This window comes from uncultured Oceanisphaera sp. (assembly GCF_947495715.1).
Lineage (GTDB): Bacteria > Pseudomonadota > Gammaproteobacteria > Enterobacterales > Aeromonadaceae > Oceanimonas > Oceanimonas sediminis.
Genome location: NZ_CANLZU010000014.1, coordinates 55,146 through 77,147, shown reverse-complemented (window position 1 = coordinate 77,147; position 22,002 = coordinate 55,146). Strand labels below are relative to the sequence as shown.

The 22,002-nt window shown below is 58.8% G+C and carries 21 protein-coding genes; 14 read left to right on the top strand and 7 right to left on the bottom strand.

Translation table 11 applies throughout. The features are described 5' to 3' along the window. Positions 1-26: 26 nt before the first annotated feature. From Q0753_RS10345 to Q0753_RS10335, 3 genes are all read right to left on the bottom strand, one after another. Positions 27-1,538, bottom strand: coding sequence for an NAD-dependent succinate-semialdehyde dehydrogenase (locus tag Q0753_RS10345; RefSeq protein ID WP_298720213.1), 1,512 nt, complete (start codon positions 1,536-1,538; stop codon positions 27-29). Between the two features lie 204 nt (positions 1,539-1,742). Then, complete coding sequence (locus tag Q0753_RS10340) at positions 1,743-2,222, bottom strand: Lrp/AsnC family transcriptional regulator (protein ID WP_298720208.1); 480 nt, start codon at positions 2,220-2,222, stop codon at positions 1,743-1,745. Between the two features lie 5 nt (positions 2,223-2,227). Then, a complete protein-coding gene (locus Q0753_RS10335; RefSeq protein ID WP_298720205.1) occupies positions 2,228-3,415 on the bottom strand; it encodes a M24 family metallopeptidase in 1,188 nt (395 codons plus the stop codon). A 602-nt stretch (positions 3,416-4,017) separates the two neighbouring features. Between Q0753_RS10335 and Q0753_RS10330 the strand changes: the two genes are divergently transcribed. Then, complete coding sequence (locus Q0753_RS10330; protein ID WP_298720203.1) at positions 4,018-5,295, top strand: dicarboxylate/amino acid:cation symporter; 1,278 nt, start codon at positions 4,018-4,020, stop codon at positions 5,293-5,295. 53 nt (positions 5,296-5,348) lie between these two features. Here the strand turns inward: Q0753_RS10330 and Q0753_RS10325 are convergent, their stop codons facing one another. Then, the gene (locus Q0753_RS10325) at positions 5,349-5,783 is read right to left on the bottom strand and encodes a PACE efflux transporter (protein WP_298720200.1); all 435 of its coding nucleotides are present in this window, start codon (positions 5,781-5,783) and stop codon (positions 5,349-5,351) included. 91 nt (positions 5,784-5,874) lie between these two features. Between Q0753_RS10325 and Q0753_RS10320 the strand changes: the two genes are divergently transcribed. Continuing rightward, positions 5,875-6,765 (top strand): LysR family transcriptional regulator, encoded by an 891-nt coding sequence (locus tag Q0753_RS10320; protein ID WP_298720197.1) that lies wholly within the window; start codon positions 5,875-5,877, stop codon positions 6,763-6,765. Here Q0753_RS10320 and Q0753_RS10315 read toward each other — a convergent pair. Beyond that, complete coding sequence (locus tag Q0753_RS10315) at positions 6,747-7,634, bottom strand: folate-binding Fe/S cluster repair protein (protein WP_298720329.1); 888 nt, start codon at positions 7,632-7,634, stop codon at positions 6,747-6,749. The two genes, Q0753_RS10320 and Q0753_RS10315, sit on opposite strands and share 19 nt — an antisense overlap. 149 nt (positions 7,635-7,783) lie before the next feature. Between Q0753_RS10315 and Q0753_RS10310 the strand changes: the two genes are divergently transcribed. Further along, positions 7,784-8,047, top strand: coding sequence for a succinate dehydrogenase assembly factor 2 (locus tag Q0753_RS10310; RefSeq protein WP_298720194.1), 264 nt, complete (start codon positions 7,784-7,786; stop codon positions 8,045-8,047). 10 nt (positions 8,048-8,057) lie between these two features. After that, positions 8,058-8,399 (top strand): hypothetical protein, encoded by a 342-nt coding sequence (locus Q0753_RS10305; protein ID WP_298720191.1) that lies wholly within the window; start codon positions 8,058-8,060, stop codon positions 8,397-8,399. Between the two features lie 331 nt (positions 8,400-8,730). Here the strand turns inward: Q0753_RS10305 and nadB are convergent, their stop codons facing one another. Beyond that, entirely contained in the window at positions 8,731-10,362 is a 1,632-nt protein-coding gene (nadB, locus tag Q0753_RS10300; RefSeq protein WP_298720188.1) for an L-aspartate oxidase, read from the bottom strand. A 183-nt stretch (positions 10,363-10,545) separates the two neighbouring features. On the opposite strand from nadB, the gene rpoE reads away from it, so the two are divergent. The 10 genes from rpoE (at position 10,546) to pdxJ (ending at position 18,955) form a co-directional block, all read left to right on the top strand. Next, positions 10,546-11,124: an RNA polymerase sigma factor RpoE gene (rpoE, locus tag Q0753_RS10295; RefSeq protein ID WP_298720185.1), complete on the top strand. Its 579-nt coding sequence runs from the start codon at positions 10,546-10,548 to the stop codon at positions 11,122-11,124. A gap of 28 nt (positions 11,125-11,152) precedes the next feature. Beyond that, positions 11,153-11,713 (top strand): RseA family anti-sigma factor, encoded by a 561-nt coding sequence (locus Q0753_RS10290; RefSeq protein ID WP_298720326.1) that lies wholly within the window; start codon positions 11,153-11,155, stop codon positions 11,711-11,713. Positions 11,714-11,788: 75 nt separating this feature from the next. Beyond that, positions 11,789-12,706 (top strand): MucB/RseB C-terminal domain-containing protein, encoded by a 918-nt coding sequence (locus tag Q0753_RS10285; RefSeq protein ID WP_367179500.1) that lies wholly within the window; start codon positions 11,789-11,791, stop codon positions 12,704-12,706. Further along, a complete protein-coding gene (locus Q0753_RS10280) occupies positions 12,703-13,152 on the top strand; it encodes a SoxR reducing system RseC family protein (RefSeq protein WP_298720181.1) in 450 nt (149 codons plus the stop codon). The genes Q0753_RS10285 and Q0753_RS10280 overlap by 4 nt, the downstream gene beginning before the upstream one ends. Positions 13,153-13,231: 79 nt before the next feature. Then, a complete protein-coding gene (lepA, locus tag Q0753_RS10275) occupies positions 13,232-15,028 on the top strand; it encodes a translation elongation factor 4 (protein WP_298720178.1) in 1,797 nt (598 codons plus the stop codon). Positions 15,029-15,030: 2 nt separating this feature from the next. Further along, positions 15,031-15,945, top strand: a complete 915-nt coding sequence (lepB, locus tag Q0753_RS10270) for a signal peptidase I (RefSeq protein WP_298720175.1) — start codon at positions 15,031-15,033, stop codon at positions 15,943-15,945. Then, the gene (gene rnc, locus Q0753_RS10265) at positions 15,945-16,613 is read left to right on the top strand and encodes a ribonuclease III (RefSeq protein WP_298720172.1); all 669 of its coding nucleotides are present in this window, start codon (positions 15,945-15,947) and stop codon (positions 16,611-16,613) included. Before lepB ends, rnc begins: the two co-directional genes overlap by 1 nt. After that, the gene (era, locus tag Q0753_RS10260; protein ID WP_298720170.1) at positions 16,610-17,515 is read left to right on the top strand and encodes a GTPase Era; all 906 of its coding nucleotides are present in this window, start codon (positions 16,610-16,612) and stop codon (positions 17,513-17,515) included. Before rnc ends, era begins: the two co-directional genes overlap by 4 nt. Positions 17,516-17,517: 2 nt before the next feature. After that, positions 17,518-18,225, top strand: a complete 708-nt coding sequence (recO, locus tag Q0753_RS10255; protein ID WP_298720167.1) for a DNA repair protein RecO — start codon at positions 17,518-17,520, stop codon at positions 18,223-18,225. Further along, a complete protein-coding gene (gene pdxJ, locus Q0753_RS10250; protein ID WP_298720164.1) occupies positions 18,218-18,955 on the top strand; it encodes a pyridoxine 5'-phosphate synthase in 738 nt (245 codons plus the stop codon). The genes recO and pdxJ overlap by 8 nt, the downstream gene beginning before the upstream one ends. A 286-nt stretch (positions 18,956-19,241) precedes the next feature. Here pdxJ and barA read toward each other — a convergent pair whose 3' ends face one another. Continuing rightward, on the bottom strand, positions 19,242-21,938 hold the full coding sequence (gene barA / locus Q0753_RS10245) for a two-component sensor histidine kinase BarA (RefSeq protein WP_298720161.1): 2,697 nt from the start codon (positions 21,936-21,938) through the stop codon (positions 19,242-19,244). Positions 21,939-22,002: the final 64 nt, after the last annotated feature.

The window sequence follows — 22,002 nt, the reverse complement described above, 5'->3', positions numbered from 1 at the left end:
GGTCGTCACTCCTTGAACGGTCTGGTTTAGCGTGCGCCGGGCAGGTTGCCCAGGCAGTAATATTTGATCTGGCTGTATTCGTCGAAGCCGTGGCGGCTGCCTTCCCGGCCCAGGCCCGACTGCTTGATGCCGCCGAAGGGAATGCCGTGACCGGTCATCTTCACCGAGTTGACCGACACCATGCCGAATTCCAGCCCGCGCAGCAGTTGCCAGATATGGCGAATATCGTGGCCATACACATAGGCGGCCAGGCCATATTCGGTGTCGTTGGCCAGGGGAATAAGCTCATCAAAATGGTCGTAGGCCAGCACCCCGGTCACCGGGCAGAAGTTCTCTTCGCGAAACACCTTCATCTGCGGGGTCACGTCGGCCAGCAGGGTCGGCATGAAGAAGTTGGGGCCCGGTGCGGCCTGCTGGCTGCCCGCTATCAGGCGTGCGCCTTTGGTCTGGGCGTCATCCACAATTTCCTGCGCCTTGGCCACCGCCCGGTGTGAAATCAGCGGCCCCATGGTCACCCCCTGCTCGAAGCCGTTGCCGACCTTGATCTGCGCCATTTCGCCGGCGAAGGCCTCAAGAAAGGCCTCGTAGCCGCTGCGGGGCACGAAAATGCGGTTGGCGGCCAGGCAGTCCTGTCCGGCGGTCTGAAACTTGGCCGCCACCGCCGCCCTGGCCGCTTCGGCAATATCCATATCCGGCAGCACGATAAAGGGCGCGTTGCCGCCCAGCTCCATCGAGCACTTTTTCACGGTGCCGGCGGCCTGTTCCAACAGCAGCTTGCCGACCCGGGTCGAGCCGGTGAACGACAGCGCCCGCACCGGATCGGCACGACACAGGGCGGCGCAGATGTCGGCGCCCCGGCCGGTCACCACGTTGATCACCCCGGCCGGAAAACCGGCGCGTTCGGCCAGTTCGGCCAATGCCAGCGCCGAAAAGGGGGTTTCGCTGGCCGGTTTGATCAGCACGGTGCAGCCGATGGCCAGGGCGGCGGCGGCCTTGCGGGTAATCATCGCATGGGGAAAGTTCCACGGCGTGATCAGCGCCGCCACGCCGATGGGCTCGCGCAGGGTCGCCAATTGGGCGTTGGCAATATGGCTGGGAATGGTGTCGCCGTAGGCGCGGCGGCCTTCTTCCGCGAACCAGCGCACGAAGGAGGCGCCGTAGTCGATTTCGCCCAGGGCGTCGGCCAGCGACTTGCCCTGTTCCAGCACCATCAGGGTGGCCAGATCGTCCTTGTGCTCAAGAATCAGGTCGTGCCAGCGTAACAGCCGGGTGGCGCGCTCATCGGCCAGTAAATCGCGCCAGGCGGGAAAGGCGTTGGCGGCGGCGGCAATGGCGTCATCAAGCTGCGGCGGCTGCAACTGGGTGCAGTGACCAATCACATCATTGGTGGCAGGATTGAACACGGCGATATCGTCGTTGCCATACACCCATTTGCCGTTGATGTAGGCCAGCTCGCGCACCAGCCGGGCATCCTTTAGATAAGGCATGATGGCGTCGGTCACCTTGCTGTGTGTTGTGGTGTTGAAGGACAGGCTCATCGGCGGCACCTCCCGGGCTATTGAACATAGGCTATTGAACATGGGTTATTGAATGTGGCGTCTGGCCACAGCATTGTTGCCATGAGGTCATTCTAGGAGGGAAGGTGGCGAGATACTTTTTGTTGCGGTGGCACTAAGGTGATGATTTTTCTGATCCGCCCGCCGAAAAAACGGTTTTCTTCTGGCGGGCCGCAAACGGTAATATCAGGCCAGTGCGTCTGCGTCGAATACCAGCCCGGGCGGCTGTTGCTTGATGGTTTTGGTGACGATGTAGGTGAAGTAACGCTCGATGCCGATATTGGACTCCAGCCAGCCGTCTATCAGTCGTTGGTATTGATCGATGCCCTCGCACATCACCCGCAGTATGTAATCCACGCCGCCGCCGGTGGCGTAGCAGTCCACCACCGGTTCGCAGTCGATCATGGCCTGTTCGAAGCGCTGAAACGCCTCGGCGCTGTGCTGTTTGAGGCTCACTTCCACCAGCACCGGTGTATACCGAAACAGGGCTTCGCTGTTGATGCGTACGCCATAGCCTTCGATGATGCCGGCTTCTTCCAGCCGCTTTACCCGCTCCCAGCAGGGGCTGACCGACAGGCTGATGGCATCGGCCAGGCCCGACTTGGTGATGCGGCCCTGCCGGTGCAGTATCTGCAGAATCTTGATGTCGTAACGATCCAGTCGCATGTCTGTTACCTCTTCACAAACAGTTGCCGTGGGTAGTTGCTCAGGGTTTCTACCCCGGTGTGGGTGATGACGATGCTCTCTGTGGTTTCCATGCCCCAGTCGTCCAGCCACAGGCCGGGCATGAAGTGAAAGGCCATGCCCGTCTCCAGTATGGTCTGGTCGGTGTTGCGCAGGCTCATGGTGCGCTCGCCCCAGTCCGGCGGATAACTGAGGCCGATGGGGTAACCACAGCGGGCGCCTTCCCGGTCGAAACCGTATTCCGCCAGGGTGGCGTTGAGGGCATTGGCAATATCGGCGCAGCGGTTACCGGGTTTGGCGGCGGCCAGGCCGGCTTCCAGCCCGGCATTAAGGGCGGCTTCGGCGCGCAGAAAGTCGTTGGTCGGCTGACCCAGATAGATGGTGCGCGACAGAATACAGTGATAGCGCCGATGACAGCCGGCGAGTTCGAAAAAGGTGCCTTCGTTGTTATTGAAGGGGCGCTCGTCCCAGGTCAGGTGGGGCGCCGAGGCATCCTTGCCCGAGGGCAGCATGGGCACCACGGCCGGATAATCGCCGTAATGACCGTCATGACCTTCCATTGCCACCCGATAGATTTCGGCCACCAGCCGGTTCTTGGGCAGGCCGGGCTCTATCATCTCCAGCGCAGCTCTGTGCATGTTCTCGACGATGCGGGCGGCGATGCGCATGTAACGCAGCTCGGTTTCCGATTTTATCGCCCGGCACCAGTTGACCAGGGCGGTGGCGTCCACCAGGTCGGCGTCGGGCAGGTTGTCGCGCAAGGCCAGGTAGGCGGTGGGGCTGAAATAGTAGTTATCCATTTCGACGCCGATGTTGCCGTAGGCCCAGTCGCGAGGCCTGAGCAACTGGTTGGCCAGGTACTCCATGGCATGCATCGGTGGATTCATCACGTAATAGTCCGGATACCAGGTAATATTCTCTTCCTGCAGATAGACGGTACGTCTGGCACCGTTGGAATCCATCTGTCGGCCATACCAGATGGGTTCACCGGCCGGGCCGACCACCACCACCTGAGGGGTATAAAAAGACCAGCCGTCGTAACCCGTCAGCCAGGCGATATTGGAGGGATCGTGCAGGATCAGCGTCTGGATATCCTGCCTTGTCATGGCGTCTCTGACCTTGGTCAGGCGTTGCTGATATTCCTCGATGGAAAAGCTGGGCAGTGGATTGTGCATGTAGCGCCTCGCGATAGCCGATGATCGGACCTTGGCCTGCCTCGACAGGCGGTTGTGATTGAATCTGTGGACGGTTGTGCCGGGGGCGTCACAACCCCGCTCAGCGATCAACCGAAGGCATGCTCGACGTTGACGGCAACGACCGGTAGCACCGGCGAATGCCGGCTCGCACGCAGATGACAGGAAGCAAGGTGATTGTCTGGCGATCTTTCTTCATGCGAATGACCTCAAGGGGCCCGCGGCCCATGGTGCTCAAGTGGTACTCATCCTTTTTTTCAGCATAGCAACGAACCCGGCGCCTGCATCAAGGCGGTTGAATGCTTGAATACCGCTCCCGGCGATCGCATCGGTAGAGGAGGCGCAGTTCAGGCTGCCGATGGGGCAGAACGAGGTTAAGCCAGCCTCATTCGAATATTAAATTTATTTTATAAATGATAAAAAATTGTGATTCTGTTCACGATGTAACCAGTTGTGCCGCTTGCGGGGTTGCCGATCTGTTTTTTAAATGTAAAATTCTGCGACTTGCCAACTGAGCCAGTTTACTTATCTATAAAAACAATCAATAGCAGATCAATCGTTCAGGTTTTGCTGAGGAATACACAATGAAAGGTTCTCTCTCTACCCGCATTTTCGCCGGCCTTTTTGCCGGTCTGATTATCGGCAGCATGATCCAGTATCTTTTTACTGGAGTCTCGTTTTTAAACGACAACGTGGTGGGCCTGGCCGAAGGGTTGGGCGGTATGTTTGTGTCACTGATCAAGCTGATGGTGGTGCCGCTGGTCTATATCTCCATCGTGACCGGTATCTGCGAGCTGCGTGATATTGCCAGCTTCGGTCGCCTCGGCAGCAAAACCTTCGGGCTTTACGTCATCAACACCATGCTGTCGATTGCCGCCGCCATTCTGGTCGGGGTTATTTTTCAGCCGGGCATGGGCGCCACTCTGCCGCACGGTGCCTCGACTACCGTTGAGCTGGCCACCACCGAAACACCCGATATCGGCGCCATGCTGATCGGCATAGTGCCCAGCAACCCGGTGCAGGCCTTTGCCTCCGGTGACATGCTGCAGATTATCTTCATGGCCATTATTACCGGCCTGGCCATTCAGGCCATGGGCAGCGCCGCCGCCCCCGCGATGCGCACCTTCCGCGTGGCCAACCAGGTGATGATGAAGCTGGTGGGTCTGGTGATGACCCTGGCTCCTTACGGCGTGTTTGCACTGATGATAAGCCTGGGTGCCACCCTGGAAGCCAACACCCTGATGTCGGTTGCCGGCTACGTGGGCATGGTGGTACTGGTGCTGGCGTTCTGGATTCTGGTGGTGTATCCGCTGGCCGTATGGCTGACTACCGGCGTCAAGCCGAGCGAGTTCCGCAAGGCCACTCGTGAACAGCTGTTGTTTTCGCTGTCTACCGCCAGCTCCAACGCCACCATTCCGGTGACCATGCGTACCCTGACCGAGAAGCTGGGCGTGTCCCGTGCCATCGCCGGTTTTGGTGTGCCGCTGGGTGCGACCATCAACATGTCCGGCTCGGCCATCTACATCACCCTGGCTGCCATGTTTGCCGCCAACATTTCCGGCACGCCGATTCCGGCCGGTGACCTGCTGACCGTGGGGGTGACCGTGTTGCTGATGTCGGTGGGCGTGGGCGGTGTACCCGGCGGTGCCGTGGTCATGGCTGGTGTACTGCTGCACCAGATGGGCCTGCCGATTGAAGCCATGGCCATTATCATGGCGGTGGACCGCATCAACGACATGTTCTGTACCGCGTCCAACGTGGTGGGCGATACCGCCGTCAACACCATAGTGGCGAAGATGGAAGGCAACCCACAAGCGCTGGAAGACGGTGCCGAACTGGCGCCAACCACCCAGAAGTCATAACAAAGTGAATTGAAAAAAAACCGCCGAAAGGCGGTTTTTTTGTTCAGGCTATCCTAGCCGGGTACCCGGCGGGTTGGATGCGGGATGGGAAAAACCTTGTCGTAGGCCAGGTTATAGAGGAAGGCATACACCAGATAAAAAGTGGCCATGGCAATGTCCATCATGAAGGCCTCCCACAGGCTAATACCCAGATACCAGGCGATCATCGGCATAAACAGCAGCAGCAAACCCCCTTCAAACAGCAGGGCGTGAGACACCCGAATCGGGACTGTCTTGCGCACATCACCGCGCAGTTTCAGCATGGCGTGATCAAACAGCAGGTTGTAAACATAATTCCACAGGGTGGCGATAATGGAGCCAACCACCGCCATGGTGCCCATCAGGTGGAGTTCGAAGCCGAAGATCCAGCTGGCCAGCGGGGCAAAGATAATCAGACCTATTATCTCGAATCCCAGGGTATGGCGAATACGATCTTTGGTGGTACGCATGAAAACTCCTTGCTGATGTTATCGTCTTAGAGACTGATTCTATCTGCTAATATCCTATATCAAAGTTGGAATGTATCGGATTAATAGATAGATGAGTTTTTCATTGGAGCAGTTGCAGGCTTTTGTGGCGACCGTGGATACCGGCTCTTTCTCTGCCGCCGCCCGGCGACTGGGCAAGGCCCAGTCGGTGATCAGTACCGCGGTGTCCAATCTGGAAATCGATCTGGGCAACAGCCTGTTTTTGCGCAGTGGCCGCTATCCCCGCCTGACGCCGGCCGGGGAGCGGCTACTGGCGGAAGCGCGGGTGATACTCGAGCGCTGCGAGCATTTTCGCGGGGTCGCCAAAAGCCTGGGTGAAGGAGTGGAAAGCCGGCTGGTGCTGGCGGTTGATGAACTTTACCCGCTGGATCTACTGGGTGGCCTGATGGATGAATTTGCCCGCCGTTTTCCCAGCGTCGAGCTGGAGCTGCTGTTTCCGCTGATGGAGGATGTCAGCCGCATGGTGCTGGAAGAGCGGGTCGATCTGGGCATTATGTGGCGTCAGGAAATTCTGCCTTCGGCCCTGAACTTTCATGCGCTTGGCTGGGTGCCGCTGAAAATTGTCTGTGCGCCGGAGCATCAACTGGCCCGCCAGCGGGTAGGGTGGGAAGAGCTCAAGCGTTACCGGCAACTGATGGTGGCAACCCGCAACGACAGTGAAGAAAAAGTCCGGCTAAGGCTGGCCGCCGATGTCTGGTGGGTAGAAAGCCACTGGGTCATCGTCGAGCTGGTACAGCGTAATCTGGGCTGGGCCTTTGTGCCCGGCCACGTGGTGGCCGGCGCTCTGGCTAATGGTTATCTGGTTTCGCCGGCGCTGGAGTTTGACGATCAGGACTGGCCGGTGGCTCTGGAACTGATCTGGCACAAGCAGCGGCCTCTGGGCAAGGCCGCTGCCTGGTTGAAAGAGGCGGCAATTGCCGCGGCTCAATCGACCAGTTTGTAGGGCAGGGGCTGCAGGCTCAGCCGGCTGTCGTCCTGGCCCTTGATGCGGAATACCGCGTCGGACTCCAGATCTTTGTTAAGCACGGCGGTCAACAGACACTCTTCACCTTGTTGCCAGACGCTCAGCACGGTACCGGCCCGACGCCAGTTGTCGCCCAGTTGCAGCTCCAGATCCTGATTGACGGCGATGCCGTCCGAGGCGGTGCCGGTCAGCACGAACATCGCCTTCTTGTTGGCGCCCCGATATTTGGCACGGGCCACGGTTTCCTGACCCATGTAGCAGCCCTTGGTGAAGCTGATGCCACCGATGGCCTGCAGGTTGAGCATCTGCGGAATATATTCTCCCTGATGCTCGGCGCTCATGTCCGGCAGGCCGGCATGAATCATCAGCCCCTGCCATTCCTGCTCGCTGCCGCGGGGCAGTTCGGACAGTTCGGGCAGCTCGGCGCCTTGCGGCAACAGCAGCAAGGCATGTTCGGCCGCCACGGGAATCACGATTCCGCCCTGCAACAGATTGCCGTCGCCAAGCTGATGGTTGAGCCAGTGAGACAGGCCTTCGCCGGCCAGGCCGAACACCTGCCATTGCGAGCTGACGTCTTCGACCTCGGTATCGGCGAACACGGCGAATTTTTTCAGTTCCGGCAACTGACGTGCCACCAGTGACCGGTTGAGCACCAGCAGCAGTTGCTCGCCCAGGTTGGCCAGCCAGAACGAGGCCCACAGTTTGCCCTTGCTGTCGCAATGGCCGCCGGCGGTGGCATCACCGGGATTAAGCTGGTTTACATCACAGGTAACCTGACCCTGCAGGTATTTGGTTCTGTCTGCGCCGGTCAGGCCGATCACGGCCCTGTCGGTCAGGGGGTAAAGCATGGGAGAAGAAGCAAGAGTCAACACGGGACGCTCCCTTGATTGGCTATCGGTAAATTAAGTGTGACCTTCATGGTAAAGATGGCCAACACATTTGTCAGTACTCATTCGACCTTATACCATGAGCTTTGTTTTATTTTCTGGAAGCCACCATGGTCAAACTTTCTGATAAACCGCGTCTTGTCTGGGCCTGCCGCCGTGGCATGCTGGAGCTGGACGTGATTCTTGCGCCCTTTGTCGAACACGAATACGACGGGCTGAGCGAAGCGCACAAGGCGGCATTCCGTCGTTTGCTGGAATGCGATGATCCGGACCTGTTCGCCTGGTTTATGGGTCATCAGCGCACCGACGATGCACAACTGCAGGCCATGGTGGAATATATTCTTGAGCGTAACCAGGTTCGCAATCAGCGCTGAGCCGTCCCGTTTGCATCGCTGTTATCTGCTGGCGGCGGCCACCGCCTTGTGGTTACCCGCCAGCCTGTTGCTGAGTGCCGATCGGCTGCCCTGGTTTGCCCCCGGTTGGCTGCTGGTGTCGATATTGCTGTGGATTCGCGGTGGCGATTACCGGCTGGAGGGGGAATACAACAGCGGCGTGCTCAGCCTGAACGGGCGCAGCGGCGTCTTGTCGCCACATAGCCGGGCCGGGCCCGGCTTTTTGTTGCTGGTGCTGAAAGACGATCCCTGGCCGCCGCTGTGGCTGTTTCAGGATGCGGTGCCGGAGCAGGTGTTCCGGCGGCTGTCGCAGAAAGTGCTGCTGGCCAGTTAATACGTCATCGTTAGCACTTACCGTTGCGGACAAAGGGCCCGCTCCGCCGACACGCCATGAATACCTCCGTGTAGGCTCTCTGTTTCATCCCTGAAACAGAAGGTCGGCGGAGCAGATCCCTTTGTCCTCCTCCGGGCTGCGGAGTCGCCTGATGGCACTTCCAACAGACAGCTCCGGGTCATGGAAGAGGCGACAGGGATTGCCTCAGCCGACCGTCACATGACAGGGATGTCATGTGCTGAGCGTTACATGGACGTACTTGAAGCGTGTCGGCGGAGGCAACCTTGTTTCCTCTTCATGCGACAAGCCGATTTGTGACTTGGATACCGGCTTACGACTTACGGCTCTTTTCCGCTATATAGTTGGCCGGTACCATGATGGTTGGCTTGGGGTCTGCCAGTTGCTCCGGATAATCCAGGGTGTAGTGCAGGCCGCGGGATTCCTTGCGCTCCATCGCCGAACGCACGATCAGCTCCGCCACCTGTACCAGGTTACGCAGCTCCAGCAGGTTGTTGCTGACCCGGAAATTGGCGTAATACTCCTGAATTTCCTGTTGCAACAGATCGATGCGGCGCTTGGCTCGCTCCAGTCGCTTGTCGGAGCGGACGATACCGACGTAATCCCACATAAACAGCCGCAGCTCGTGCCAGTTGTGGTGGATCACCACCTCTTCGTCCGAGTCGGCCACCTTGCTTTCGTCCCACAGCGGCAATATCGGCGGCTCCGGCGTGGTTGCCAGCTTGGCCAGCATGTCTTCACCGGCGGCGCGGGCAAAGACGATACATTCCAGCAGCGAGTTGGAGGCCATGCGATTGGCGCCATGCAGGCCGGTGTAGGACACCTCGCCGATGGCATAGAGGCCCTCGATATCGGTATGACCCTTGCGATCCACCATGACGCCACCGCAGGTATAGTGGGCGGCTGGCACCACCGGCATCGGTTGTTGGGTAATGTCGATGCCCACCTTGAGGCAGCGCTCATAAATGGTGGGGAAGTGCTTGAGAATGAAGTCGGCCGGCTGGTGGCTGATGTCCAGATACATGCATTCGGCACCGAGACGCTTCATTTCATGGTCGATGGCCCGCGCCACTATGTCGCGTGGGGCCAGCTCGCCTCGCTGGTCATAATCGGGCATGAAACGGCTGCCGTCGGGACGCTTGAGCAGGGCCCCTTCACCGCGCAGCGCTTCGCTCAGCAGAAAGTTGTTGTCTGCCGGATGAAACAGGCTGGTGGGATGGAACTGGTTGAATTCCATGTTGGCGACCCGACAGCCGGCGCGCCAGGCCATGGCGATACCGTCACCGGAGCTGACGTCCGGATTGGAGGTGTACTGATACACCTTGGAGGCACCGCCGGTGGCCATGGCGATAAAGCGGGCCCGTACCGTTTCTACCCGCTCTTTGTTGCGGTTCCAGACGTAGGCACCGAGCACCCGGTTGCCGGGCAGGCCCAGCTTGGCACTGGTGATTAAATCCAGCGCGTTGACCCGTTCCAGAATATGAATGTTGGGATGTCGCTGCACCTGTTCGTTCAGGGTAAGCTGTACCGCTCTGCCGGTGGCATCGGCGGCATGAAAAATGCGTCTGTGGCTGTGGCCACCTTCCCGGGTGAGGTGATAGGAAGCCTCTCCCTGGGCCGACTCTTCGGTATCGAAGGGCACGCCCTGGCCAATCAGCCATTGAATGGCGCCGGGGGCGTTGCTGGCGGTAAACTCCACCACCGCTTCGTCACAGAGTCCGGCGCCGGCAATCAGGGTGTCGGCAACATGGGATTCAATGCTATCCGTTTCATCGAACACAGCGGCAATGCCGCCCTGGGCATAGAGGGTCGAGCCTTCGGCAAGCGGCCCCTTGCTGAGCACATGAACCCTGGCATGATCGGCCAGTTTCAGCGCCAGCGACAGTCCGGCGGCACCGCTGCCAATGATGAGTACGTCGCAGAGGTATTCAACGGGATCCTTCATAAAGTATCATTGGCCCAGTATGGATAATCTTTCTATGTTATCCCAAGCCGCCGACAGGTGCAGCTGGAATCACCTTTCTCAAATGAGTTCAGAACTTTTGTCCGCATCCGCAGTCTATCAAGGTGCGCTTATTACGGGCCGGTGTGGCAACGCATCGGATTATTCGGAGGTTACGCGGCTCGCATGAGCGATAATTTAACGGACCAGCAACTGGTTGAACGGGTGCAGCGTGGCGATAAAAACGCATACAACCTGCTGGTAAAAAAATATCAGTACAAAGTGGCGAACCTGGTGTCTCGATTTGTGTCTAATCCAGGAGACGTACCGGATGTGACGCAAGAGGCGTTTATCAAGGCGTATCGTGCCTTGCCCGGGTTTCGTGGCGAGAGTGCGTTTTTTACCTGGCTGTACCGGATTGCGGTGAACACCGCCAAGAACTACCTGGTCGCCCAGCGGCGGCGACCTCCGGGCAGCGATGTCGGTATCGAGGATGCAGAGTTTTACGACGGCGGCGAAGGGTTGAAAGATCAGGCGTCACCGGAACATCTCATGTTGTCGGAAGAGATCAGGCGGGCGGTATTCGAGACCATTGAGGTCCTTCCGGAAGATCTTAAAACGGCGATTACCTTACGCGAGCTGGAAGGGATGAGCTATGAAGATATTGCCAAGGTGATGGACTGTCCGGTAGGGACCGTTCGTTCCCGGATTTTCCGGGCACGCGAGGCGATCGACAAGCGGGTCCAGCCGTTACTTCAGGGTTGAACGGAGAATAACTGTTATGGCTAACGTTATGGCAAACAAGGAACAGATTTCGGCACTGGTAGACGGAGAAATTCAGGACAGGGTTTTGCTGGAACAGCTGGGAGATGATCTCGAGCTGGCGGATACCTTTGGCCGTTATCATCTGTACGGCGATGCCTTGCGTCGCGAGCTGCCGAGTCATCTGCAGCTGGACATGAGCGACAGAATAGCGGCGGCGCTGGCCGACGAACCGGCGATGATCGCGGCTCCGGCGGCGTCTTCTACCGATACCGCACAGGCAGAGCAGGCCGGTGTGGTGCGGCCGCTGTTTGGTCGTGTTACTCCCATGCTGCGTTATGTTGGCCAGTTTGCGGTGGCGGCGTCGGTATCGGCGGCGTTGATCTTCGGGGTTCAGCAATACGGTCAGAACGAGCTGCCGTCGCCGGTGCTGAATACGGTGCCCATGAACGGTGGTGCGGCTCCGGTCAGCCTGAATTATCAGATAACGCCACGCCAGGGGTCGCAGGAACAGGCCCTGCTAGAACAACAGCGTCATATTCATGAGCTGTTGATGGATCACGAATTGCAGCAACGTCTGCGTCAGAACTGAAGGTAATCGGCTTTGAGAATAAAGGGCCTTGGTGCCGTTATCCTGGTAATTGCATGGGCATGGGCATGGTCTGGTGTGGCCGCCGCCGAGAATGTATCGGCAGAGGCTCTTTTGCAGCGTATGCAACAGGCCTATCAGCAGTTGAACTTCGAGTTGACGCTGGTTGATTCCAGTCAGGGGCAGCTCGAACCCAAACGTCTGACCCGGGGTCATATCGAAGGTCAGGTATTTACCCATCTTACTCACCTCAATGGCCGGCCGCGTGAATTCGTGCAGCGCGACGATGAAACCAGTTTCTTCGACGCCAGCCACGATGGTTATACCCTCAAGGACGCCACCCTGCCGGGGCTGTTTCATCGTTTGCAGCTGATGCCACTGGCACCGGTGACAAGCCACTATGATGCGGTTGTCGCCGGGCGCAGTCGAGTGCTGGGGCGGGTGGCGCAGGTGATTCGGCTGGTGCCGAAGGCCGAAGGCTATTACGGCTATGTGCTGTGGCTGGATCAGGAAACCGGTTTGTTGCTCAAGCTGGATACCCTGGATCGGGACGCCGGTGTGGTGGAACAAAGCATGGGGGTGGCGCTGCGGATCAGCGATCAGCCCAGCCCTCTGATCCGGGAGCTGAAAACCGCCGCCTTGCCGCCGGCGATGTCGGTGGCGGATGTGTACCCGACCCCGCAACAATCCCAGCCCTGGCAAACCGGCTGGCTGCCCGCCGGCTTCGAGTTACGCTCGGAGGATAAACACAAGCTGCCGGTCACCGAGCGGCTGGTGAATTACCTGATGCTGTCGAACGGTCTGGTAGACGTATCCGTGTATGTGGCCCAGGCCGGCGCCAATACCGAGCCCCAGCAGCAGCTGGTACGCCAGGGCGCCACCCATCTGGTCAGCCTCATCAGTCCGGCGCGGGTCGAAATTACCGTGGTGGGGGCGATTCCCGCCGATACCGCCCGTCGCATCGCCGAGTCCATTGAGCCCAGGATCACACCATGATTGAAGAGATTGCCACCGTGCTGGCGGTACATGCAGACGGCGTTGAAGTGGTCTGTTTCAGCAAATCGGCCTGCGGCCAGTGCAAGCAAAACAGCAACTGCGGTACCGGCCTGGTCTCCAAGGCCCTGCCCGGGCGCGATCACCGCTTCGTGATTGCGACCGAGTTGCCGCTGGTGGTGGATCAGCAGGTGCGTATCGGCATTCCCGAACAAAGCCTGATCACCAGCGCCCTGCTGGTATATCTGCTGCCGCTGCTGTTGTTGCTGGGCGGAGCCCTGGTGGCCAGCGCCGGACTGGGGCTGGGTGACGGCGGTACCCTGGCGGGGGCCGCTGTCGGCGGTATCGTCGGTTTTGTACTGGCGTCCCGCTGGGCCAAAGGCTCCGGCAAGATACTGGCAGAGCCGGCCATTATCGGGCCGGTGATCCCGGTTGCCAATATCGACTAAGGATTGGCCACGGTAGTGCTAATCCAGTAGAATCCCGCCTTTGACTCTCGCTTTCAGACAACGGACTCCTTATCGCATCATGAAGCATATTCGTAACTTTTCCGTCATCGCTCATATAGACCACGGCAAGTCCACCCTGTCCGATCGTTTGATCCAGGTGTGCGGCGGCTTGACCGATCGAGAAATGCAGCAGCAGGTTCTCGACTCCATGGATCTGGAGCGGGAGCGCGGCATTACCATCAAAGCCCAGAGTGTGACCCTGAACTACCAGGCCAACGACGGCGAACAGTACCAGCTGAACTTTATCGATACCCCGGGGCACGTCGACTTCTCGTATGAAGTTTCCCGCTCTCTTGCCGCCTGTGAGGGCGCGTTGCTGGTAGTGGATGCGGGTCAGGGCGTTGAGGCACAGACTCTGGCCAACTGTTACACCGCTCTGGACATGGATCTGGAAGTGGTACCGGTACTGAACAAGATCGACCTGCCCCAGGCCGAGCCGGAGCGGGTGGCCGAAGAAATTGAAAACATCGTCGGCATCGATGCCCTCGATGCGGTGCGCTGCTCGGCCAAGACCGGCCTGGGTGTGGATGAAGTACTGGAAACCATAGTACGCCAGATTCCGCCCCCGGTAGGCAACCCGGAAGGACCGCTGCAGGCGCTGATCATCGACTCCTGGTTCGACCCCTACCTGGGGGTGGTGTCGCTGGTGCGGATCAAGCACGGCAACCTGAAGAAAAACGACAAGATCAAGGTGATGAGCACCGGCCAGGTGTGGGGCGTGGATCGCATCGGTATCTTTACACCCAAGCAGAAAGACACCGCCGGCCTGAACTGCGGTGAAGTGGGCTGGGTGGTCTGTGGCATCAAGGAAATTCACGGTGCGCCGGTGGGGGATACCCTGACTCATGCCAAGCACGGTGCCGAAAAAGCGCTGCCCGGCTTCAAGAAGGTCAAGCCGCAGGTATACGCCGGACTGTTCCCGATTTCCAGCGATGACTACGAAGCCTTCCGTGATGCGCTGGACAAGCTGTCACTGAACGACGCTTCTCTGTTCTATGAGCCGGAAACTTCCAACGCGCTGGGCTTTGGCTTTCGTTGTGGCTTCCTCGGCATGCTGCACATGGAAATCATTCAGGAGCGTCTGGAGCGGGAATACGATCTGGATCTGATCACCACGGCGCCGACCGTGGTCTACGAGATCGTGCTGACCAACGGTGAAACCATTCACATCGACAGCCCGTCCAACCTGCCGGCCGTCAACAACATCGAAGAGCTGCGCGAGCCCATCGCCGAATGTAATATTCTGGTGCCGCAGGAGTACCTGGGCAACGTCATCACCCTCTGTATCGAGAAACGGGGCGTGCAGACCAACATGGTCTATCACGGCAACCAGGTGGCGCTGAGCTACGACATTCCAATGGCGGAAGTGGTGCTCGACTTCTTCGACCGTCTCAAGTCCTGCAGCCGGGGTTATGCCTCGCTGGATTACGGCTTCAAGCGGTTTGACGCCGCCGACATGGTGCGACTGGATATTCTGATCAACGGTGATCGGGTCGATGCGCTGGCCATTATCACCCACAAGGACAACGCCTTGTACCGAGGCCGTCAACTGGTGGAGAAAATGCGCGAGCTGATCCCGCGGCAGATGTTCGATATCGCCATTCAGGCGTCTATCGGCAACCAGATTATCTCTCGCAGCACGGTCAAGGCTTTGCGCAAGGACGTCACCGCCAAGTGTTACGGCGGCGATGTCAGCCGCAAGAAAAAGCTGCTGGCCAAACAGAAAGAAGGCAAGAAGCGCATGAAGTCCCTGGGGCGGGTCGATATTCCCCAGGATGCCTTCCTGGCGATCCTCCATGTTGGTAAGGACAAGTAACCATGGCGAGTAACTTTGCCCTGATACTGGTGCTGGTGACCCTGGTCACCGGTATTGTCTGGGCGTGTGACAAGTGGATATGGGCGCCGAAACGCGCCCGTAAAATTGCCGAGGCCCAGCTGGCTCATGGCAATAAAGTGGATGCGGCGGTACTGAGTCGGGCGGCAAAGGTGCCCGGCTGGATAGAACAGGCCCGCTCCATTTTTCCGGTGATTGCGACCGTACTGATATTGCGCTCTTTTATCTATGAGCCGTTCCAGATCCCGTCCGGCTCCATGATGCCGACGCTGCTGGTGGGGGATTTCATCCTGGTGGAGAAGTTTGCCTACGGCCTGAAAGAGCCGGTCAGCAATACCACCCTGATCCCGACCGGCAAGCCCGAGCGGGGCGATGTGGTGGTGTTCAAGTACCCGGAAGATACCCGTATCGATTACATCAAGCGGGTGATCGGCCTGCCCGGCGATCGCATCGTTTATCAGGACAAGCAGCTGTTTATCCAGCCGGCCTGTGACGGTGACAACTGCCCCGACTTTACGCCGGTGGACCTTGAATATGAAAAAAGTGGAGAGTTTACCCAGATGGGCATTCCGCTCGAGCATTTCGCCGAGCGTCTGACCGGCGAGTCCCACGACATACTGCGCAACCCGTTGTTACCCGACCGGGTATCCATGTATTACCGCCAGCCGGGCACGGCACGGAATGAATGGGTCGTACCCGAAGGTCAATATTTCACCATGGGCGACAACCGGGACAACAGTACCGACAGCCGGTTCTGGGGCTTTGTGCCCGAAGAGAACCTGGTGGGCAAGGCGGTGGCTATCTGGATTAGCTTTGAGTTTGAACGTAACGCCGACAGCTGGTTGCCCTCCTGGGTGCCGAGCGATGTGCGTTTCAGCCGTATAGGCGCAATTCGTTAATGAAAAAACTGAATATTCTGCAAAAAAAACTGGGCCATACCTTCAACGATGAAGCCATGTTGGTACGGGCGCTCACTCACAGAAGCGCCGGCGCTCGCCATAACGAGCGACTGGAATTTCTGGGTGATTCCCTGCTGAGCATGGTGATTGCCGATGCCCTGTTTCATCGTTTCCCCAAGGTGAACGAAGGCGACATGTCACGCATGCGTGCCACCCTGGTGCGAGAAAAAACCCTGGCCGAGCTGGCGCGTGAATTCGAGCTGGGCGATTATTTGATCCTGGGTCCGGGCGAGCTGAAAAGCGGCGGCTTTCGGCGAGAATCCATTCTGGCCGATGCGGTGGAAGCCCTGATTGGCGCCGTGTATCTGGATACGGACATCGAGCAGATGCGCACCATGCTGCTGTCCTGGTATGAAGAGCGACTCAACGACATTCAGCCGGGTATCGATCAGAAAGATCCCAAGACCCGGTTGCAGGAGTTGTTGCAGGGCAAGCGCAAGTCGTTGCCGACCTACACCGTAGTGGACGTGATTGGCGAAGCCCACAATCAGAAATTTACCGTACATTGTCAGATTGATGGTGTACCCGAGCCGGTGGTGGGTATTGGTACCAGCCGTCGCAAGGCCGAGCAATCTGCCGCCGAACATGCCCTGGAAGTGCTGCTATGACAGATCAAGAACAAACCTATTGTGGCTTTATCGCCATTGTCGGCCGACCCAATGTGGGCAAATCGACCCTGATCAACCATCTGCTGGGGCAGAAGGTCAGCATTACCTCGCGCAAGCCGCAGACCACGCGCCACCGCATCATGGGTATCGATACAGAAGGGGCCTATCAGACCATTTATGTGGACACCCCGGGCCTGCACATCGAGGAAAAGCGCGTCATCAACCGGCTGATGAACCGGGCAGCAAGCAGCTCGCTGGGCGACGTGGAGATGGTGGTGTTCATGGTGGAAGGCACCAAATGGACCGCCGACGACGACATGGTGGTGAACAAGCTGCGCCGCATGGACTGCCCGGTGGTACTGGCGATCAACAAGATCGACAACGTCGAGAGCAAGGAAGAATTGCTGCCCCACATGCAGTGGCTGGCTACCAAGTTGAACTTCGCCGATATAGTGCCGATTTCTGCGGAAAAGGGCACCAATGTCGACACCATCGCCAAGCTGGCCCGTGCCCGATTGAAGCCGTCATTGCATTACTTTCCGGAAGATTACATCACCGACCGCTCTTCACGCTTCATGGCGGCGGAGATTATCCGCGAGAAGCTGATGCGCTTCATGGGTGACGAGCTGCCCTACTCGGTGACGGTAGAAATTGAAGACTACAAGGTTAACGAGCAGGGCATAGTGCACATCAACGGCCTGATCCTGGTCGAGCGCAGCGGCCAGAAGCGCATGGTCATCGGCAACAAGGGCGAGAAGCTCAAGGTGATCGGTACCGAAGCGCGACTGGATCTGGAGCGCTTGCTGGAGCAGAAGGTGTTTCTGGAGTTGTGGGTCAAGGTCAAATCCGGCTGGGCCGATGACGAGCGGGCCTTGCGCAGTCTGGGGTATGGTGACGACTGATCATGGCGCACGCCGCCTTCGTCATTCATAGCCGGCCCTACCGGGAAACCAGTCAGCTGGTGGAGGTATTCACCCGGGAACTTGGCCGCCAGAGTCTGGTGGCCAAGGGCAGCCGCCAGCCGCGTTCACCTCTCAAAGGGCTGTTACAGCCCTTTGTGCCGTTAAGGCTCACCTTTGCCGGCAAGGGCGAGCTGAAGAACCTGCACCATGCGGAAGCCACGGCCCCGGCCATCCGGTTGACGGGAACGGCCCTGTACAGCGGCCTCTACCTCAACGAGCTGATTTACTACCTGCTGGAAGCGCATACCCCCTTCGACGAAGTGTTTGACGCCTATCACAATACCCTGAAAAAACTGGCCAATGGCGAAGGTATTGAACCCTGCCTGCGTCATTTCGAGTTTTATATGTTAAACATACTGGGTTATGGCGTCGATTTTACCCTGGACGCCCTGAGCGGCGAGGCCATTCGGCCCGAGGGCTGGTATCGATATCAGCCGGAGTCCGGTTTCATTGCCCTGGAAAGGGATGAGGCGGGGGCCTATTCGGGCCGTCATCTTCATGCCCTGGCCGAGCTCGATTTAACCCGTCCCGAGGTGCTGGTCTCTGCCAAGCGTTTCAGCCGACAGGCGCTGGGGCCTTATCTCGGCGGCCGGGCCTTGCGTAGTCGCGCCCTGTTTATCAAAGGAAAGAGAGGAAGTCGCAGTGAGTGAATTGTATTTAGGCGTTAATATCGATCACATTGCCACCTTGCGTAATGCCCGGGGCACCAGCTATCCGGATCCGGTGCAGGCGGCGGCCCTGGCCGAGCAGGCGGGCGCCGACGGTATTACCGTGCATCTGCGTGAAGACCGGCGTCATATCATCGATCGGGACGTGGAGATTCTGAGCCAGACCATCCAAACCCGAATGAATCTGGAAATGGCGGTCACCGATGAAATGGTGGATATTGCCTGTCGCATCAAGCCGGCCTTTGTGTGTCTGGTGCCGGAAAAGCGGGAAGAAGTGACCACCGAAGGCGGCCTGGATGTGGCCGGCCAGCTCGACAAGGTGGGAGCCGCCGTGGCCCGCCTGACCGAAGCCGGTATCAAGGTGTCGCTGTTTATCGACGCCGATCGGGCGCAGATCGATGCGGTGGTCGCCACCGGTGCCCCCTATATCGAGATCCATACCGGTCATTACGCCGATGCGCCCAATGAAGCCGAACGATTGGCCGAGCTGAAACGTATCTCGGCGTCCGCCTCCTATGCCCACGATAAGGGCCTCAAGGTCAACGGCGGCCATGGTCTGCATTACCATAACGTCAAGCCGATTGCCGCCATTCCCGAGATGCTGGAGCTGAACATCGGCCATGCCATCATCGCCCGTGCCGCTTTCGACGGCCTGGAAAAGGCCATTCGCGACATGAAGCGGTTGATGCGCGAAGCCCGCCAGGGCGTTTGAGCCGTAAGCTATAAGCTTTTAGACAAAGCCCCGAGCCATGACGCGCTCGGGGTTTTTTGTAGGGTCGAATTTATTCGACCTCTTGTAGGTCGTGCCACCATTTTTGGTCGAATAAATTCGACCCTACGATTGATGATGATTTAGCCGTCATCCTGACGAACGTCAGGATCTGGATTGGGTGCTACCTGCAGCAAGATACCGGAACAAGTCCGGTATGACGAACAAACTCAGGTCTTGTCCTGGTTGTTTTTCTTATGGCTTATAGCTGATAGCTTACCGCTTATTGTTACAAATATCCCTTCGCCTCTTCCCGTACCTGTCCCATTCGTTCTTCCAGCTCCAGCAGCTCGGGCTCCAGCTCGTCGACCCCCTGTTTGGCCAGCAGCGCTTTTTCCAGCTGGGCCACCAGCGCCTGCAACTGTGGCACGCCGCAATAGGCGGTGCCGCCATGCAGCTTGTGCAATGCCGGGTAGAGGCGTTGCTCGTCCAGTTCACCGGACAGGGCGGCCCCCAGCAAGGGGGCAAATTCGTCGAAGCTCTGTAACAGCAGCGCAAGCATCTCTTTGGCCAGCGGCTCCTTGCCTGCGGCCTGCTTCACCGCCAGCGACCAGTCTATCTGCCCCGGCGGTGTGGGACGGTGAGCGAAGCGTTCTATGATGCGGGCCAGTATGCTCTCGTCTATCGGCTTGGCCAGGTAATCGTCCATGCCCTGATGCATCAGCCGATCGCGCTCACCGGCAATGGCGTGGGCGGTCACCGCGACGATGGGGGTGCTGGCGTTGGGACCGTCCTGGGAGCGAATTTCGCGGGTGGCCTGAATGCCGTCCATCAGCGGCATCTGAATATCCATGAAGATAATGTCGTAGCGATTGATGGTGGCCAGGTTGAGCGCTTCCTGGCCGTTGGAGCAGGTTTCCACCTGACTGACCTGTTCGCTCAGCATGGCACTGATCAGCTTCAGGTTAGCCGGGTTGTCGTCCACCGCCAGCACCCGCAGCGGCTGTTTCTGGGAAGGCGGCGCCAGGGTGATCTGCAGCATGGCCTCGGGCTCGGCCACTTCCTGCCCCATCAGTGCCTGAGCCAGTTTCTGGTAGTGTACCGGTTTGCTCAGGCAGGATTCGGCCCCCGCGGCCTGCAGGGCATCGGCCAGAGTCGGATCGGTGGAGCTGAGCAGTACCACCACCTTGTTGTCATAAGCCAGCTGCCGCTGAATCGCCTGTTCCATCTGGCTGGGCAGGGTGTTGGGGCCAAAGCCGAGCAGGGCGCAATCGATGACCACGCCCGGATAGGGTTCGTGCAACACCTGTATGCCCCATTCCCGCAGCAGGGCGGTGGTGGCACGGCGGCTGAAGTTGTCTTCCTCCAGATACAGCACCGTCTTGTCACACAGCTCGGCCAGCGGCAGGGATTCGGCCAACGGCAACGAGGCCCGATTCAGCTCCAGGGTGAAGCTGAACACCGAGCCCGAGCCCAGCTCGGAATAGAGCTCGATATCGCCGGACATCTGGTGCACCAGCTTCTGGGTGATCACCAGCCCCAGCCCGGTACCGCCGTAGCGGCGGGAAATGCTGGAGTCGGCCTGGTTGAAGGCCTGAAACAGCTGGCGGCGCTGGCTGTCGGAAATACCGATGCCGGTGTCCTGCACATGAATGCGCAGGGAGACCCGATCCGGCTGACTGGCGGGGCGGGCATCGACCCGCACATCCACGTTGCCCTGCTCGGTAAACTTGACCGCGTTGCCCACCAGATTGGTCAGCACCTGTTGCAGTCGCAAGGGGTCGCCGATCACGGCGTCGTGCACGGCGGCATCGACCCGCATCGACAGCTCCAACCCCTTGTCGTGGGCGCTGGGGGCCAGCAGTGTCATCACTTCCTGCAGGGTATCGCGCAGCGAGAACGGCAATTGTTCCATCTTCAGCTTGCCGGCTTCGAGCTTGGAGAAGTCGAGAATATCGTTGATGATGCCAAGCAGGTTCTGCGCCGACTTTTCGATGGTCTTGAGGTAGTCGAGCTGATTGGAGGTCAGGCGGGTTTTTTGCAGCTGGCGGGCAAAGCCGATAACGCCGTTGAGCGGCGTGCGCAGCTCGTGCGACATGTTGGCCAGAAACTCGGTTTTGACCCGGGCCGCTTCCTGCGCCCGCTTCTTGGCCATGTCCAGCTCGATATTCTGGATTTCAATCTGCTCCAGGGTCTCGCGCAGATCCGAGGTGGCCTGATCGATGTTCTGCTGCATCTCGTCGTGGTATTCGGACAACGACTTGGCCATGGCATTGATGCCGTTCTTGAGCATCTCCATCTCGCCGGTGAATTCACCGTTGACCCGGGTATCGAGCCGGCCTTCACGAATCTTGTAGATGGCGCTGACCATGTCGGTGATCGGCTGGGATACGCCTCTGATCAGGCGAATGCCGAACAGGGTGCTGAGGCTGACCCCGAGCAGCACGATCAGGCCGGCAAAGAAGCTGTCTTTATAATGCGCCAGCATGGCCGAGTCGTTGGTCAGTTGCATGGCGATGTAGCCGATGGGCACGGCGGAAACGTCTTCCCAGGACGCGTCGGCCTGAATATTGTCGGTGAGTACCGGGGTGCGCAGAATAATCTCTTCGTCGCTGCTGGCCACCTGGGTGGTACGAGGAATCGGTACCGCCTCCGGCAGCCGCATGATGTTGAAGTCGCGATGGTAGTTGGACGTGACCAGCAGCCGGCCCTGGGCATCGAACAGGGCGATGGATTTGACCAGCGGGCTGTTGTTGCGATGAATGGTACTGAGCAGGCGGTTGAGCGCTTCCCGGTTACGGCTGGTCAGCGCCAGTTCACTGGCCAGGGCCAGCGGCTCTATCACGTTGACGCCCTGGCGGATCAGCACTTCTTCCAGCTGCTGATAGCGACTCACGGAAAAATAACCGGCCAGCAGGATACCGATAATCAGGGTGGGTATTATGGTGTAAGCCAGTATCCGGGCTCGCAGGCCGTATTTGGTCATAGTGGGCTAATGTGGGACAATGCGCGCATCAAATCAACAGACGCTTATGATGACATAGCCGGTT

Bases quoted from the DNA above. Each gene is read 5' to 3' on its own strand.
- barA (WP_298720161.1), bottom strand. From the start codon at position 21,938: ATGACCAAATACGGCCTGCGAGCCCGGATACTGGCTTACACCATAATA.
- Q0753_RS10335 (WP_298720205.1), bottom strand. From the start codon at position 3,415: ATGCACAATCCACTGCCCAGCTTTTCCATCGAGGAATATCAGCAACGC.
- recO (WP_298720167.1), top strand. From the start codon at position 17,518: ATGGCGCACGCCGCCTTCGTCATTCATAGCCGGCCCTACCGGGAAACC.
- Q0753_RS10280 (WP_298720181.1), top strand. From the start codon at position 12,703: ATGATTGAAGAGATTGCCACCGTGCTGGCGGTACATGCAGACGGCGTT.
- Q0753_RS10330 (WP_298720203.1), top strand. From the start codon at position 4,018: ATGAAAGGTTCTCTCTCTACCCGCATTTTCGCCGGCCTTTTTGCCGGT.
- nadB (WP_298720188.1), bottom strand. From the start codon at position 10,362: ATGAAGGATCCCGTTGAATACCTCTGCGACGTACTCATCATTGGCAGC.
- Q0753_RS10345 (WP_298720213.1), bottom strand. From the start codon at position 1,538: ATGAGCCTGTCCTTCAACACCACAACACACAGCAAGGTGACCGACGCC.
- rnc (WP_298720172.1), top strand. From the start codon at position 15,945: ATGAAAAAACTGAATATTCTGCAAAAAAAACTGGGCCATACCTTCAAC.
- Q0753_RS10340 (WP_298720208.1), bottom strand. From the start codon at position 2,222: ATGCGACTGGATCGTTACGACATCAAGATTCTGCAGATACTGCACCGG.
- rpoE (WP_298720185.1), top strand. From the start codon at position 10,546: ATGAGCGATAATTTAACGGACCAGCAACTGGTTGAACGGGTGCAGCGT.
- Q0753_RS10290 (WP_298720326.1), top strand. From the start codon at position 11,153: ATGGCAAACAAGGAACAGATTTCGGCACTGGTAGACGGAGAAATTCAG.
- Q0753_RS10310 (WP_298720194.1), top strand. From the start codon at position 7,784: ATGGTCAAACTTTCTGATAAACCGCGTCTTGTCTGGGCCTGCCGCCGT.
- era (WP_298720170.1), top strand. From the start codon at position 16,610: ATGACAGATCAAGAACAAACCTATTGTGGCTTTATCGCCATTGTCGGC.
- lepB (WP_298720175.1), top strand. From the start codon at position 15,031: ATGGCGAGTAACTTTGCCCTGATACTGGTGCTGGTGACCCTGGTCACC.
- Q0753_RS10325 (WP_298720200.1), bottom strand. From the start codon at position 5,783: ATGCGTACCACCAAAGATCGTATTCGCCATACCCTGGGATTCGAGATA.
- Q0753_RS10315 (WP_298720329.1), bottom strand. From the start codon at position 7,634: ATGCTTTACCCCCTGACCGACAGGGCCGTGATCGGCCTGACCGGCGCA.
- Q0753_RS10320 (WP_298720197.1), top strand. From the start codon at position 5,875: ATGAGTTTTTCATTGGAGCAGTTGCAGGCTTTTGTGGCGACCGTGGAT.
- lepA (WP_298720178.1), top strand. From the start codon at position 13,232: ATGAAGCATATTCGTAACTTTTCCGTCATCGCTCATATAGACCACGGC.